The sequence below is a fragment of the Natronobacterium gregoryi SP2 genome (assembly GCF_000230715.2).
GTDB lineage: Archaea > Halobacteriota > Halobacteria > Halobacteriales > Natrialbaceae > Natronobacterium > Natronobacterium gregoryi.
This window is the reverse complement of the sequence record NC_019792.1, coordinates 92,508-106,494: the sequence shown is the minus strand read 5'-3', so window position 1 is coordinate 106,494 and position 13,987 is coordinate 92,508. Positions and strand designations below refer to the sequence as shown.

At 62.1% G+C, this 13,987-nt stretch carries 12 protein-coding genes and 1 tRNA gene; 2 read left to right on the top strand and 11 right to left on the bottom strand.

The genetic code is table 11. From position 1 onward, the window contains the following. Positions 1-113 precede the first annotated feature (113 nt). The 5 genes from NATGR_RS00495 to cobA form a co-directional block, all read right to left on the bottom strand. Positions 114-935 carry a cobalt-precorrin-4/precorrin-4 C(11)-methyltransferase gene (locus NATGR_RS00495; RefSeq protein WP_005579890.1) on the bottom strand — a complete coding sequence of 274 codons (822 nt, stop codon included), beginning with the start codon at positions 933-935 and terminating at the stop codon, positions 114-116. Continuing rightward, positions 932-1,648 carry a cobalt-factor II C(20)-methyltransferase gene (locus tag NATGR_RS00490; RefSeq protein WP_005579889.1) on the bottom strand — a complete coding sequence of 239 codons (717 nt, stop codon included), beginning with the start codon at positions 1,646-1,648 and terminating at the stop codon, positions 932-934. Before NATGR_RS00490 ends, NATGR_RS00495 begins: the two co-directional genes overlap by 4 nt. Next, positions 1,645-2,202 (bottom strand): precorrin-6Y C5,15-methyltransferase (decarboxylating) subunit CbiT, encoded by a 558-nt coding sequence (gene cbiT, locus NATGR_RS00485; protein WP_005579888.1) that lies wholly within the window; start codon positions 2,200-2,202, stop codon positions 1,645-1,647. Before cbiT ends, NATGR_RS00490 begins: the two co-directional genes overlap by 4 nt. 95 nt (positions 2,203-2,297) lie before the next feature. Then, the gene (locus NATGR_RS00480; protein ID WP_005579887.1) at positions 2,298-2,921 is read right to left on the bottom strand and encodes a precorrin-2 dehydrogenase/sirohydrochlorin ferrochelatase family protein; all 624 of its coding nucleotides are present in this window, start codon (positions 2,919-2,921) and stop codon (positions 2,298-2,300) included. 6 nt (positions 2,922-2,927) lie between these two features. Then, complete coding sequence (gene cobA, locus NATGR_RS00475; protein WP_049887829.1) at positions 2,928-3,725, bottom strand: uroporphyrinogen-III C-methyltransferase; 798 nt, start codon at positions 3,723-3,725, stop codon at positions 2,928-2,930. Between the two features lie 515 nt (positions 3,726-4,240). Between cobA and NATGR_RS00470 the strand changes: the two genes are divergently transcribed. After that, positions 4,241-6,649, top strand: coding sequence for an efflux RND transporter permease subunit (locus NATGR_RS00470; protein WP_394295382.1), 2,409 nt, complete (start codon positions 4,241-4,243; stop codon positions 6,647-6,649). A 197-nt stretch (positions 6,650-6,846) separates the two neighbouring features. On the opposite strand, the gene NATGR_RS00465 is transcribed toward NATGR_RS00470, so the two are convergent. Together NATGR_RS00465 and NATGR_RS00460 are read right to left on the bottom strand one after the other, a co-directional pair. Continuing rightward, positions 6,847-6,920: transfer RNA gene (locus tag NATGR_RS00465), tRNA-Thr, on the bottom strand. An 82-nt stretch (positions 6,921-7,002) separates the two neighbouring features. Then, positions 7,003-7,983, bottom strand: a complete 981-nt coding sequence (locus NATGR_RS00460; RefSeq protein WP_005579880.1) for a class I SAM-dependent methyltransferase — start codon at positions 7,981-7,983, stop codon at positions 7,003-7,005. 90 nt (positions 7,984-8,073) lie between these two features. Between NATGR_RS00460 and NATGR_RS00455 the strand changes: the two genes are divergently transcribed. Further along, entirely contained in the window at positions 8,074-8,487 is a 414-nt protein-coding gene (locus NATGR_RS00455; protein WP_005579878.1) for a Rieske (2Fe-2S) protein, read from the top strand. A gap of 419 nt (positions 8,488-8,906) precedes the next feature. Here the strand turns inward: NATGR_RS00455 and NATGR_RS00450 are convergent, their stop codons facing one another. The 4 genes from NATGR_RS00450 to NATGR_RS00435 all read right to left on the bottom strand — a co-directional run bounded on the left by NATGR_RS00450 (position 8,907) and on the right by NATGR_RS00435 (position 13,928). Beyond that, a complete protein-coding gene (locus tag NATGR_RS00450; RefSeq protein WP_005579877.1) occupies positions 8,907-10,871 on the bottom strand; it encodes a heavy metal translocating P-type ATPase in 1,965 nt (654 codons plus the stop codon). Between the two features lie 244 nt (positions 10,872-11,115). Beyond that, positions 11,116-12,036: a DUF7260 family protein gene (locus NATGR_RS00445; protein WP_005579876.1), complete on the bottom strand. Its 921-nt coding sequence runs from the start codon at positions 12,034-12,036 to the stop codon at positions 11,116-11,118. 54 nt (positions 12,037-12,090) lie between these two features. After that, positions 12,091-13,173 (bottom strand): metal ABC transporter permease, encoded by a 1,083-nt coding sequence (locus tag NATGR_RS00440; RefSeq protein WP_015233186.1) that lies wholly within the window; start codon positions 13,171-13,173, stop codon positions 12,091-12,093. Between the two features lie 2 nt (positions 13,174-13,175). Next, positions 13,176-13,928, bottom strand: coding sequence for a metal ABC transporter ATP-binding protein (locus NATGR_RS00435; protein WP_005579874.1), 753 nt, complete (start codon positions 13,926-13,928; stop codon positions 13,176-13,178). Positions 13,929-13,987 lie beyond the last annotated feature (59 nt).

Genomic DNA, 13,987 nt, shown 5'->3' with positions numbered 1-13,987 from the left:
GCGTGCCTGTCCGACCACCCGAGTCGGCCTGCCGACCAACCGTTCCGGATGGGAAAGCAAGAGTCCGAGGGCTTTCACCCGCTTTTTGACTCCGTGTTGCTCTCTCAGTCATCTCAGTCCGAACACCCCTCCTCCGTCTCCTCACTCTCGTTCGATCCGCGGTTTGCCCACTCGCCGTAGAGGTACGACCGCTCGTAGCCCGCAGCCGTTACGGCCTCGCCGATCAGTACCAGCGCCGACGCTCGATAGCCGGCCTCCTCGACTTCGTCTGCGATCGTCCCGATCGTCCCCATAATGACGTCCTCGTCGGGCCAGGAGGCGTGGTAGACGACTGCAACGGGAGTGTCGGAGTCGTGCCCGTCCTCGAGCAGTCGATCCATCGTCTCACCCACGGCGTGGGTGCCCAGGTAGATGCAGGTCGTCACGTCGCCCATCCCGACGAAGTCGCTGATGTGGTCTTCGTCCTCGCTTAAGGTCTTGCCCTGCGGTCGAGTGAACGCGACGTGATTTGACACCTCGTTCAGCGTGAGTTGCGTGCCAAGCGTCGCACTCGCCGCGAAGGAGGCGGTGACACCGGGGACGAAATAGGTCGGCACGCCCTCGCTCTCGAGGGCGTCCATCTGCTCGAGTGCAGCCCCGTAAATCGCCGGATCACCGCTGTGTAAGCGAACGACCTCCCGGCCTTCGTGGTAGGCCTCAGTCATCAGCGGAATCAGCTCCGCTAAATCCTTGCCGACGGAGTTGACCAGTTCGGCGTGATCGCAGTAGGCCTCGAGCAGGTCGCTGTTGACCAGCGAGCCCGCGTGGACGACGAGGTCCGCGGATTCGAGCAGTTCCTTGCCCGTCACGGTCAGCAGGCCAGGGTCACCGGGGCCGGCTCCGACGAAGGGGATTCCCTCGCGGACGTCGCCGGCGGTGTACTCTTCGTCGGTCACGTTGACTCCTCCCGTTTGGCGGTGCCCTCGACATCGAACTCCGCCGTCGCGAGGTCGCGCTCGAGCCCCCGTCGTTCGGCGTACGCGAGCGTGTAGTAGTCCCGGTCGTCGACGTCACTGGGATCGTCGGTGACGACCGTTTCGCCCTGTTGCATGAACAGGCGTCGGCCGAACTGCACGTCGTAGCCTGCCTCGGTTAGCGTCTCGTACGTGGCCGGCGCGTCGGTCACCTTGAACAGGATCATGCGATCGGGATCGGTGGAGACCGAGCCGCCTTCGGCCTCCTGGAGTGCCAGTCCCGTTCCGGCTTCGACCTCGACGTCGAGTGCCGTCGCAAATGCCGTCATCGCGCTCACGCCAGGAACGACCTCGAGTTCGATCTCGGGGTGGAACGTATCGAGCGTCCGCCGGAGATGCCCGAACGTGGAGTAGACGTTTGGGTCGCCAAGCGTGACGAAGGCAACGTCGTCTTCGCGGGCCTCGCTTGCCACCTCTGTGGCAGCGTCCTTCCAGGCGCTCCGGAGCTCGTCGGGATCACGCGTCATCGGGAACTCGAGATCGCCGATCTTCGACTCCGCGACGTGCTCTAGGGCGACCGACCGCGAGAGCCGGCCTGGCGAGTAGACGGTTGCGACCGACTCGAGGACGCGTCTGCCTTTTACCGTCACTAGGTCCGCGTCTCCGGGCCCGAGGCCGACGCCGTAGACGGTCACGCCATCCCCTCCGCGTCCCGACGACCGACGACGACGTACACCGGGTTCTGTGCGTCGAAACTCGTCGCGCCGGCGAGTTCGTAGCCGTGGCTCACCTGCAACTGGACGACCTCGGACAGTACTCCTCGATCGCGGAAGGCCTCGACCGCTTCGCCGGCGACCTCGAGACGCGCGACGTTCATCACGACCCGGTCGACGCCGGACTCGAGGGCACGATCGAGCACGGCCTCGAAGTTCCGACTGCCACCGAGAAACGCGGCGTCGGCGTCCTCGGGGAACTCCTCGGGTGCCTCCGCGTGTCGCACCGTCACCGCGGCGTCGTACTCGTTTGCCGCGAGGTTCTTCTCTGTGACCTCGAGTCGCTCGGCTTTCCGCTCGAGAGCCGTCACACGTCCGACTCGACGAGCTGCCTCGACGGTGACTGCACCGGTACAGGAACCGACATCGACGAAGTGGTCCGACTGCTGAAGGTCGAGTTTCGACAGTGTCACCGCACGGACCTCGGATTTCGTCGGTCCGGCTTTCGCGTCGTGTGGTAAGGCTACCTGGGACATCACCTGAACTGTTTCGCTCGTTCCTAAAATCAATTTTGTTTGCTCTACACCAACTGTAGTTTCACACGTTCCGTCGACCTCCTCCAGCGACGGTGTCACTCGAGATCGTCGACTATTTCCCACGCTCGCGTCCGTGCGTCGGCCTCGCGGCCCGCCTCGAGACACTCCCAGACGGTCTCGTCTTCTAAGACTCGCCAGAGAGCATCACGGCGCTTTGCTGGCGGGAACGCCACAGCGGATCGTAACGCGTCACGCAGTTCCGACTGCAGAGCAACCATCGGATCTGCACGCTCGAGTTCCGCTTCGATTCGCTGCCGGAGATACTTCGTCGTCGCGGGACTGGCCCCGTGGGTCGAGATGGCGACGGTGACCTGGGCGGATTCCACGCGACTCGGCGTGACGGTGTCTCCGGGCTCGTCCACTCGATTCACCAGACAGCCAGCCTCGCGTGCGGCGTCCGTGATAGCGTCGTTGAGTTCACGATCGTCCGTCGCTGGCACGACGAGTGCGACCCCGTCGACGACGTCCCCGGCCTCGCCGGGGGCAAGCGCGCGCTGCTGGAGCGTACACTCGAGATTCTCGAACCCGTCGACGAACTCGGGGGCGACGACCGTCACGTCAGCCTCCGGCGCAAAGTATCGTGTCTTTCGCAAGGCGACGGAGCCGCCACCGACGACGACGACCGATCGCCCCTCGAAGTCGTGAAAGAGCGGCAACATCGTGTCTCAGGCAGGATCGAACGCGACGAGTTCGGCCTCGATTTCGTCCCTGATCGCGGCGACGTCGCCGACGATCGCCGTGGCTGGCGGCGACACCGACTCGGTCTCGGCTCGATCGACGATCGTCTCGAGTGTCCCGCGAACGACCTGCTGGTCCGTCCAGGTCGCTTTCTGTACGAGCGCGACCGGTTTGTCGGCGTCGACTCCGTGTGCGCACAACGCCTCGACGTTTCGCTCGAGAGTCCGAACGCCCATGAGGACGACGAGCGTGCCGCCGCTCTCGACTGCGGCGGCGATCGCGTCCCACTCGAGTGCGCTCTCGTCTTTCTCGGGGGTTTCGTGGCCGGTAATGACCGTAAACCGCGAGGACACGTCGCGGTGAGTCAGTGGAATACCGGCGACGCCAGGGGCCGCGAGCACGCTCGAGACACCGGGAACGATCTGGAATGGAACGTCGTGAGCGGTGAGATACTGGGCTTCCTCGCCGCCACGGCCGAAGACGAACGAGTCACCGCCTTTCAGCCGAACGACGGCGTCGCCGGCACGGGCGCGTTCGACCAGCAGGTCGTTGATCTCCGACTGCGGCGTCTTGTACTCGACGCGTTTCCCGACATCGACGATCTCGGCGGAGTCGGGAAGACTCTCGAGCATTACCTTTCGAACGAGTGCGTCGTGAAGAACGACGTCCGCCGTTTCGATCAACCAGCGCGCCCGGACGGTGAGCAGATCGGGGTCACCCGGTCCCGCACCGATCAAGTACACCTGGCCGGACGAAGCACGACACCGCTCGGGGACCGACGGCATTCTCGTCCCACCCTCTTCTCCCGGAGTCGGGCACGAGTCGATCGATTCTGGGCTCTCTCGAGCAGTGTCGTCTTCCATCGCGAGTTAATAGAAAATTGCAGTAACTTCAATCTATTTGTGTTCGTCGTCTCGTGCGACGACTCGCTCCCGTGATTGACTCGAGTGTCGGTTTCGTACTATGCTACGAACCAACCCTGGATAGCCGAGTGGTTCAACGGAGCGTAGTCTTCTTATTCCCGCGGTCCCAACGCGTACCGAGTAGTGACCGGTCAGCACACGCCGTTGTGCAGACGGAGAAAGCAGGTGCGCCCAGTTTGTGTGCTGGTCCACTCGAGTCACACTTTACGCTCCGGGTCCGCTCTCACGTCGCCAGGCTCCTGTCGGCGGTCGAACCAGAGTAGAAGAGACAGACTCCGAGAGTTATGACGGACCGATCCGGCGGGGGACCGAAGCAGGGAGACCGGACGGCCAGTTCCGGGTCTGTCGGTCGAGTTGCCGAAAAGACAACAGACGTCGTGACCAACAGGCCGTGGACGGTTGTCGCTGTCTTTTTTGTTCTGACTGGGTTCTTCGTTACTGGAATCGTCGCAGATGCGGGCATCGAGGCCGGTGACGACCAGTTTACCGAAGGAACTGAGTCCGAACAGGCGTTCGAAGAGATCCAGGAGGACTTCGAGCGTGGGGACCGCGATACTGGGGCGGTGACTGCACAACTCGTCGTCGATACCGACAGAAACGTCCTCGCAAAACAAAACCTCCTGCGAATTCTAACGTTCCAAGACCGGATCGAAACGCGAGAAGAGCTCCGCGTCGAGTCGACGACGAGTTCCGCTACGTTCGTCGCAAAGCAGCTCGATCCAGCGGCGGAGACACCAGAAGAAATGTCTCAGGCGGTCGAAGAGGCATCACCGCGACAGCTCAGGGGAGCTATTGCCGACGCGGATGCCGAAGCGGAGCTCCCGGTCAGCACAGACTTCACACGCCAATCTGCTAGGGCTGCGGTCACACAGGTTGGGATAACCTACGACCTGCCGCCAAACGCAGATACCGATGTCGAGATCGACCTACTAGACCGTACCGAAGCGGTCGCAAACAGCGTCGACGGCTTCGATAGCGACGACAACATCTTGCTTTTCGGAGAGGCAATCGTCGAACAAGAAAACGAACAACTACTCGGTGACTCCGCGGCAGTCGTCTTTCCGGCATCGATCGTCTTAATTCTCTTCTTTTTGATCGTTGCATACCGGGACCCGTTCGACCTGGCACTGGGCCTCGTCTCACTGTTGCTGACGTTCGTCTGGACCTTCGGGTTTATGGGGCTTGCCGGCATCCCCTTCTCCGAGTCGATCATCACTGTCTTCGCGCTGATATTAGCGGTCGGCATCGACTTTGGCATTCACAGTATCAACAGGTACCGTGAGGAACGGACGGCGGGGGCCGATATCGACGAGGCGATGGTGGTATCCACTCGGCAGTTGCTGATCGCGTTCGTCATCGTCGCGCTGACGACGACGTTTAGCTTCGGTGCGAATATCGTCAGCGACCAGACGCAGAACTTCGGCATCGTCGCTTCTGCCGGTGTTATTTTCACGTTCTTGATTTTTAGCCTGTTTCTCCCTGCCGGGAAGGTTGGCCTGGACCGGGCTCGAGCAGATCGGCGAATCCCAGCCTTCGGGACAAAACCCATCCTCAGTGAAGGGTCACTGGTCGCCCGTGGGCTGTCAGTGGGAGTGTCCATTTCACGCGTCGCGCCCGCCATGTTCCTGGTCGTGATGCTCGTCTTCGGCGGGAGTGTCGCCGTCTACGGGACTGGAGTAGACGCCGACTTCGACGAAGAAGTGTTCTTCCCCGAACAGGAACGGGTCGAACAGTACCAGGAACTACCTGCTCCACTCGGCGTCGACGAATACGTGTTCATCGAGTACCTGGAATACATCGAAGAGGACTTCGAGATTCCGTTCGAGGAGTCAGTGACGATATACGTCGACGATCCGGACTTGCGAGAGGGCGATGGCCTCTCGGAAATCGATCGAGCGCTTCACGATCCCCCTGCGGTTTACCAGAGCGAAAACAGACAGGCGGAAGCAAACTCGATTCTCGGCGTCATCGAGTCACACGCCGAGTCTGACCCCGAGTTCGCCGACACTGTCACACGATACGATGCGACTGGCGACGAGATCCCGAACCGGGAACTTGCCACAGTCTACGACGAGTTGTTCGCTTCGGCTGCAGGTGACGACGCACGCGATCAGTTGACGACCGATTACACAGCAACGCGAATCGATATCCAGCTAACCGCCGACGCCGACCAAGACGCGGTTGCCACGGAAACGCGCCGGATTGCCGACGGCATGCAACTCGACGCCGTTGCCACCGGACAACTCGTGATCTTCGAAGATGTCGCAGAGGAAACGACCGAAGCGGCGATCGTGAACCTCGTTCTTGCGAGTCTCCTTACCGGAATCGTCCTCGTTATCGCGTTTCGCTCGCTCGAGGAGCGAGCGGTGTACGGACTGTTGAACCTCGTTCCGGTGCTTGGCTCGGTTGCGCTGTTGGTAGCGACGATGCGCTACCTCGACATCGCACTGAGTCCGATTACCGCGCCGATTCTGGCAGTAGCGATCGGACTCGGCGTCGATTACACGGTTCACTTTATGCACCGATTCGTCGACGAGTACGAGACGAACGACGACGTCTTTCGGGCACTCGTGACGACCGTACGGGGAACCGGTGGAGCACTCACGGGAAGTATGATTACCACCGTTTCGGGACTGGGTATTTTGTACGTGGCGCTGATCCCAGTCCTCATCGAGTTTGGGTTGTTACTCGCACTCGGCGTCTTTTATGCCTGGCTTTCGGCGATCGTCGTCCTCCCGTCAGCAATCGTTGTCTGGGACCGTCTCGCCGACCGGCCCGATTCCTGACTGGTCGTCCTGTCGTCACACGTCGAATCCCGTCAGTTAGTCACAGACCTGAAACCACTGTTTTGTCCTAGGCAGTGTTCGTCACAGAAGCAGGTCGATTGCAGGAGTCGAACGCCGCCGCCACTCGCTACGCGTTGTGTCTCGTTCGAGTCCTCCAGAACGTATTTGCGTCTCTCGGCGTTACTCGCAGCAAAATAAGCCGGTGGAGGGATTTGAACCCTCGACCTAATCCTTACGAAGGATTCGCTCTGCCAGTCTGAGCTACACCGGCACCGTGCACTCATTCGTAGGAGCGATGTGATGCATAAGGATTGCGAATCGTGGCCGTCGTGCGACGGTGTTGCGTGGCCGGGCTACCGCTCGAGTCGCACGTCCAGACAGACGTTCAGCTCGTGAGGGGCGTACGAACGCACGGTGTGGCGGGTTTCGACGGTCACGTCGTACTCCGGCTCGGCAGCGTCGCGGATCGCTCGCTCGCCGGGGCCGAAGGGGTCGTCTTCGTGCTGGATGTCGTAGTAGTGGAGCACGCAGTCGTCGGCCGCGATTCGAACGGCCGACTCGAGAAAGTCGTCGGCGCTGTGTGGGAGGTTCATGACGATCCGATCGGCCCAGTCATCGTACTCGCTGGCGACTTCCCGGACGTCGTCGTTGATCGCGGTCACGTGGTCTTCGACGTCGTTGCGACAGGCGTTCTCTCGGAGGTACTCGATCGCGTCGGGATTGAGGTCGACGCCGACGACCGCCGCGCCGCGTTTCGCGACGGGGATGACGAAGGGGCCGACGCCGGCGAACATGTCGAACGCTCGCTCGCCATCGCTTACCTGTTGGACGACCCGGTTGCGCTCTGTCGCGAGCCGCGGCGAGAAGTACACCTCCGCGAGGTCGAGGACGTATTCGCAGCCGTACTCGCGGTGGCGGACCTCCGTATCGTCGCCGGCAAGTAACTCCCAGTCTCGGACCCTGGTCTCGCCTTTGACTTTCGAGGCCTTGTTCAGGACCGTCTCGACGGGCAGATCTGACTCGAGGATGGCGTCTGCGATTTCGCGGGCGCGATCCAGATCGTCCTCGTCGAGCAGCGCAGCTTTTCCCAGTCGTTCGTAGGAGGGGGCGAACTCGAGTCCGTCTGCGGGTGTCGTCTGGGTCTCGCGTTCCGAGGGCGATCGGGAGACGATCTCGAGGTCGTCGGGGACGGCGGCGGGATCGGCGACTGGAACGTAAAGCGCCCCTTCTTCGACGGCGATTTCGTAGTCGTCGTCGATCAGGTCGTCTTCGGCCAGTCGTCGTCGCGCCGCTTCACCCTCCTCGCGGGGGACGCAAACGCACGGCACTTCCATACGTCTACTCGCTTCGGAGTCGCTGTAACGCTGGCGTTTCCAATCGCCGCCGTCCCGAACGTTTTCGTATCACGAACAGTACTCGTCGGTATGGGCGTCAGAATGCGACTCACCGCTCTCGAGACGGTCAACGAAGAGGGGTCGTGGCTGTTTACGGTCAGGAATCGTAACGGCGAACGCAAAGAGGTGATCGTCGTCCCTTGCGATGGGGGTGTCGAGGCCTGGAGCAACCGCTGTACGCACGAGGCCCAGCCGTTCGACACCGGTCGTGGCGCGCCGATTCGAAACGCCGAAATCGTCTGTCCGCGACACGGCTCGATGTTCGACGCCTGTTCGGGCAAGTGTGACAACGGCCCTGCCGCCGACACGACGCTGCCGGGAGTCGAAGTCGAACTCGAGGACGGCGATGTCTACTTGACCGACGACGACGTGCAGTTTCTCCACGAGGGTGGGATCGACGACGGCGATGATGGTCCGTCGTCGACGTCACATATCTCGTTTTGATCGTAGCGTGTTCGCGTTCGGTCGTTTGTGGGGACGTCTCTCCCAGGGGCTTGTTGCTTCGAATCGTCGTCTAACAGTGTGTGGTAGTGGACTGACCACGTCCACTTACGGTCGCCACAGGAGCTCACCCGGCGACCTGCGTTCCGTTCGTGCGGAACGCATTGGCAGTACTTCGAACAGCTACTTAAAATTAGTGTAAGCAAATTCAAAGATTAGCCTAATCTAATTCGCGTGTCCGATATCCGGCTGTCCTCCTGATACGAACTGCTGTACGTCAGTTCCGGCACAACCGCGACCCGGGCGGCGGTTGCGCCGGTAAATCGTTACAGTAATCCGTATGAGTGGTCGTCTACTGTCCCGTCGTTTTCTAGGAGCGATACGTCTTTTCCGTTCGATCTTTGTGAGTGGCGCGGACTGGATCACGCTCCTTGAAAGCCGATCAGTCGCAGACCGATCAGGCAGACCAGCACGGTCGATCCTTCGTGGCCGATCACCGCGAGCGGAAGCGGAATTCCCGCGGTGAGGATCGCCACGATCATGATCACGATCGCCCCGAACGCGATGGCGAGGTTCACGAACAGGGTCTTACGCGTCTCCCGGCCGAGTGCGAGTGCGTACGGCAACTTCTCGAGGTCGTCGGACATCAACACGACCTCGGAGGTCTCGAGGGCGACGTCGGTCCCCGCGCCGCCCATCCCGACGCTTACGTCTGCCGTGGCGAGCGCCGGGGCGTCGTTGACGCCATCACCGACCATCGCCACTGCCTCGTGGCGCTTTTGGAGGCGTTCGATCCGGTCGACTTTCTGCTCGGGCAGCAACTCCGCGTACACTTCGTCGATCCCGAGTTCCGCTGCGATCGATCGGGCCACGCGCTCGTTGTCGCCGGTCAGCATGACGATCTGTTCGACGCCAAGCTCGCGCAGACGTTCGATCGTCTCGGCGGCGGTCTCACGGACCGTATCGGTAAAGGCGAGCCAGCCCAGCACCTCGAGGTCGCCCCCATCCTCGCGGGCGACGAGCACGCTCGTCTTCCCGTCGTTCTCGAGCGAGCGGACGGCCGCGAGACCGTCTTCGAGTCCCGCGATCGTCTCTCCGTCGGTCACCGTCTCGAAGTAGCGGGCGTTACCGATGTGGATCGTCCGCTCGTCGACTGTCGCGTGGACTCCTTTGCCGACGACGGCTTCGAAGCCACTCGCAGTGGCCGTCTCGAGTCCCCGCTCTTCGGCAGCCTCGACGGTCGCCTCCGCCAAGTGGTGCTCCGAGCGGGACTGGACTGCTGCGGCGAGTGCGAGCAGTCGGTCGTCACCTTCGAGGCTCGCCCCGTCACGGGTCGTCACGTCGGTCAGTCGGGTGTTGCCTTCGGTGAGCGTGCCGGTCTTGTCGAAGGCGACGGCGTCGACGGTCGCGGTCCGCTCGACGTGTTCGCCACCCTTGAACAGAACGCCCTGACGTGCGCCGGCAGTGATCGCCGAGAGCACTGCGGCTGGCGTCGAGAGGATAACAGCACAGGGTGAGGCGGCGACCATGAGCGTCATCGCGCGGTAGAACGTGGAGTCGAACTCGTGACCGAGCGCCAGCGGAAGTGCGATCGCGACTGCGGTAAAAGCGAAGACGCTCAAGACGTACGGCTGTTCCAACCGATCGATGAGCCGCTGGGTCGGGGCCTTCTCGCTTCGGGCCTCCTCGACCATGTGGATGAGCTTCGAGATGGCAGATTCCTCGGCCTCACGAGTCACTCGCACCTCGAGGCTTCCGGTCTCGTTGATGGTCCCGCCAAACACCTCGTCGCCGGGTGCTTTCGGGACGGGGACGGACTCGCCGGTCAACGAGGACTGATCGACCGTGGTCTCGCCGGAGTCGACGACGCCGTCCAGCGGGATTCGATCGCCGGGGCGGACGACGAACACCTCGCCGATCTCGACGTCGTCGATGGGGACCGTCACTTCCTCTCCGTCACGGAGAAGCTGAGCGGACTCGGGACGCATCTGCATCAGCGAGCGGATCGCGTCCCTCGAGCGGCCGATGGCGTAGTGCTGTAACACGTTCGACAGCGAGAACAGAAAGAGAAGCATCGCTCCCTCGAAGGGTGCACCGATAGTCAGCGCACCGAGTGCCGCGATGATCATCAGCAGGTCGATTTCGACGGCTGGCTCCTGAAGGGCCTCGATGCTCTCTTTGAGTCCGTACCAGCCACCGAAGACGTAGGCTCCGATATAACAGGTCCAGACGAGCCACGACGGCCCACCGAACCAGCTAGCGAGAAGTCCACCGATCATCCCGACGAAGGTGAGAACGACGAACGCCCCCTCCCGACGGAGCGTCGACCGGTCCGGAGCCGCCTCGTCACCGTCTACCGACGCGTCGTGAGACGCCGATCGATCCATTCTGGTCCCGAGTGCGTCATCGACCTCCTCGGGACTCGAGGGCTGTTGCATGCCCACACCTATGCCCCTCCGCAAAATAAATATTGTCAATAAGAATAAATTTTTTAGGTCAGACTAAAAGATTCCGCGCATCTCAAAATACTGAGCCAAATCCGTGCTATCGAAGCTGGTCACCGACACCGACGCTTCGACCCGGCCGACGCGCCCGATCTCGAGAGGAGGTGGGGAGTCCACAGCGGCGGACTCAGGCGCGTCGGGCCAGGTGATCGTGAACGAGCCGCTGGACGTCGAGACAGCACCGATGGAGTGCAGTGGCCGTCGCCAACACCGGATAGGAAACGGAAAGATCGCTGTACAGGAATTCGGCGAATTCGTCCCTGGACAGTCGACCGACTCGCTGGCGTATTTGCGTCTGGCGCTCCCGACAGAGCCGACGACACCGCTCACGCTGTGTTTCTATCCCCTCGTGTCGCTTGGCGAGTCCGTCAAACCCCAACTCCAGCAGCGATGCCGTTCCCATCGACGAAATCGCCGCCACAACCTGCTCGAGTTCGCCCGCTGCCGACTCGAGGGACTCGCGTTCCTGGGTCAGTATCCGGGCCATGGTCTCGAGTTCCTCGCGTCGCTGCCGCGTCGCCGAGCGTATCGCTTGCTTTACTGGCGGAGTGAATCGACTGGCGGTCGACGGAGCGAGTGCGATCGCTATCTCGTCGCCGAGTTCTGCCCGGATCGTCTCCAGCAGCGGCTCGGAGCCGTCGACGTCCTCGATACTGTAGGACCGGACCGTGTCGGCAAACAGCGCCCGAACCCGGCGACAGCGGTCGTTCAGCTCGGACCGTCGGTGAGAAATGGTCGTCACACCGCCGTCGGTCGCGTGTGCTCTCGCGGCCGGTTCCCGAACAGGCTCGATCTCCTCGATGGCATCTTCGAACTGCCCTATCGCGGCTAGTGGCGGGCCAGGCCTGAACTGATGGGCCGAATCTGGCGGTGTGGCCCGATTCGGCCCGTCAGTCGACGGTTGGGACGGTACTAGTTTGTCTTCGACGTGGGTCTGTTCGGTCTCGAGGCAGTCGATAGCTGCCGGGAGGTGCGAGTTCGTCTCGATGTGGCCGGAGCCGCGGCGCGTCGCCGTCAGCGGTCGGTCAGTGCGATCGTGTCCATTCATTGAGGAGTGTCGTGAACTGTAGTCGGTGGCGATGAGCCGTCTCGAGAGTGAAAGCTACCAGATCGGCTTTCCGAGTACCGACCAGATGTAGAGGACGATCGCGACGATGATGATCATCGCACCAGTCGCAACGTTCCAGTAATACGAGAGGAAGATCCCACCGAAGACCGCGATCTGTCCGAGCACCACGGAGAGGACGAGCCCGCGATTGAAGCCGGTCGTCAACTGCATCGCCGCGGCGACGGGGATGACGAGCATTCCGGCGACCAGAATCGCCCCGAGGACCTGCATCGCCGCGACGACGACGAGTGCCGTCAGTACGATCAACAGCGTGTCGTAGAACCAGACGTTGATTCGGGCGAGCCGCGCAGCTTCCCGGTCGAACGTAATAAACAGGAGCTGTTTGTGGGTCAGTGCGACCATCGCCGCGACGGTCATCGTGAGCGCGACCATGAGCTGGACGTTCTCGAAGGGAACGAAGAGGATGTCCCCGAACAGGTAGCTCTCGACGGTCGCGCTGAAGACGACGCCATAGGAGATCACGGCGATCCCGACCGCGAAACCACCAGTGAGCATGATCGCAATCGGAATGTCGGCGTAGCCGTCGGTTGTAACGGCGATGTACTGCATTCCCAGGGCGGCGATAGCTGCAGTGACAAGAGCGAACAAGAGCGGATAATCGAACCGTGGCACGGCCGCACCGACGAACAGCCCGATCGCCACGCCGCCGAACGCCGTGTGTGCAAGTGCCTCACCGATCAGCGCCATCTGCCGGTTGACGAGATAAGTGCCGACGATCGGTGCGGTGATCCCGATGAGAACCCCGGCGGTGAATCCCCGCTGGAGGAAGCCACTACAGACGAGCCACGACCCGACTGCGCCACACGTCGCCCCCCAGAACGCTTCGTACAGTTCCGGAAAACCGACAGTCACGAACGACCACTCTCTTGGCACCGGAACCTCGAGCGACCAGCCGCCAAGCGAGAGCTCGAACAGCGTTGGCCACGCACCGGGAGCGAGGGCCGGGAGCCACCCCAGGATGAACAGTCCGGAGGCAACCATCACGGCGGCGAGAGCCCCCACGACCGTGTACTCCTCTCGGAAACCATAGCTCGAGCCGACGTGTTCGGTCGCCACGATCAATCACCCGCAGCGAGCCCGGCAGAGCTGACGACGCGGGCCGAACTGAACGCCTGCTCGAGGGCATCGCTCTCGAGGAATCGGTCTGTCGCGCAGTGCTCGTACAGCTCACAGTCGAGACAGGCCATCGTGCTCGCGTGCTCGGCGACGGCACTGATGTCGTGTTCGATCAGGACGATCGTGATTCCTCGATCGTTGAGGTCGTCCAAGAGAGCGTAGAAGGCGTCGACCGAATCGGCGTCGACGCCGACGGTCGGTTCGTCGAGTGCCAGCAGGTCGGCTTCGGAGGCCAGTGCTCGAGCGATGTACGCTCGCTGTCGCTGCCCACCTGACAGGCGGTTGACCCGTCGGCTAGCGAGGTCGGTGATCTCGACTTGCTCGAGTGCGTCGTCGACGATCTCTCGGTCCTCGTCGGTCAGTCGTCGACTGCCGGCGTGTGGATACCGCCCCATCGTTACGACTTCCCGGACGGTGACCGGCATCATCGTCTCGGCCTCGGTCGATTGCTGTGAGACGTACCCGAGGCGGGTCCCTTCGGAGAACTCCGCTGCTGGCGTCCCGAACAGTTCGACGCGGCCAGAATCGGGCGTCTGCAGACCGAGCATGATCTTCAACAGCGTCGTCTTTCCCGAGCCGTTCGGTCCGATCAGTCCGACGAAGTCACCTTCGTCGACCGACATGGTAACGTCCCGTAACACCGGTTGGCCGTCGTATGCGAACGTAACGTCTTCGACGTCGATTGCACGAGTCATGATATGCTGATTGGTTGGTGTGAGTATGTTTGAGGTGACTAACTAGACGCGTCGACTAG

Coding starts and splice junctions, on each gene's coding strand:
- cbiT (WP_005579888.1), bottom strand. CDS start 2,202: ATGTCCCAGGTAGCCTTACCACACGACGCGAAAGCCGGACCGACGAAA.
- NATGR_RS00480 (WP_005579887.1), bottom strand. CDS start 2,921: ATGTTGCCGCTCTTTCACGACTTCGAGGGGCGATCGGTCGTCGTCGTC.
- NATGR_RS00460 (WP_005579880.1), bottom strand. CDS start 7,983: ATGGAAGTGCCGTGCGTTTGCGTCCCCCGCGAGGAGGGTGAAGCGGCG.
- cobA (WP_049887829.1), bottom strand. CDS start 3,725: ATGCCGTCGGTCCCCGAGCGGTGTCGTGCTTCGTCCGGCCAGGTGTAC.
- NATGR_RS00445 (WP_005579876.1), bottom strand. CDS start 12,036: ATGAATGGACACGATCGCACTGACCGACCGCTGACGGCGACGCGCCGC.
- NATGR_RS00455 (WP_005579878.1), top strand. CDS start 8,074: ATGGGCGTCAGAATGCGACTCACCGCTCTCGAGACGGTCAACGAAGAG.
- NATGR_RS00450 (WP_005579877.1), bottom strand. CDS start 10,871: ATGGATCGATCGGCGTCTCACGACGCGTCGGTAGACGGTGACGAGGCG.
- NATGR_RS00435 (WP_005579874.1), bottom strand. CDS start 13,928: ATGACTCGTGCAATCGACGTCGAAGACGTTACGTTCGCATACGACGGC.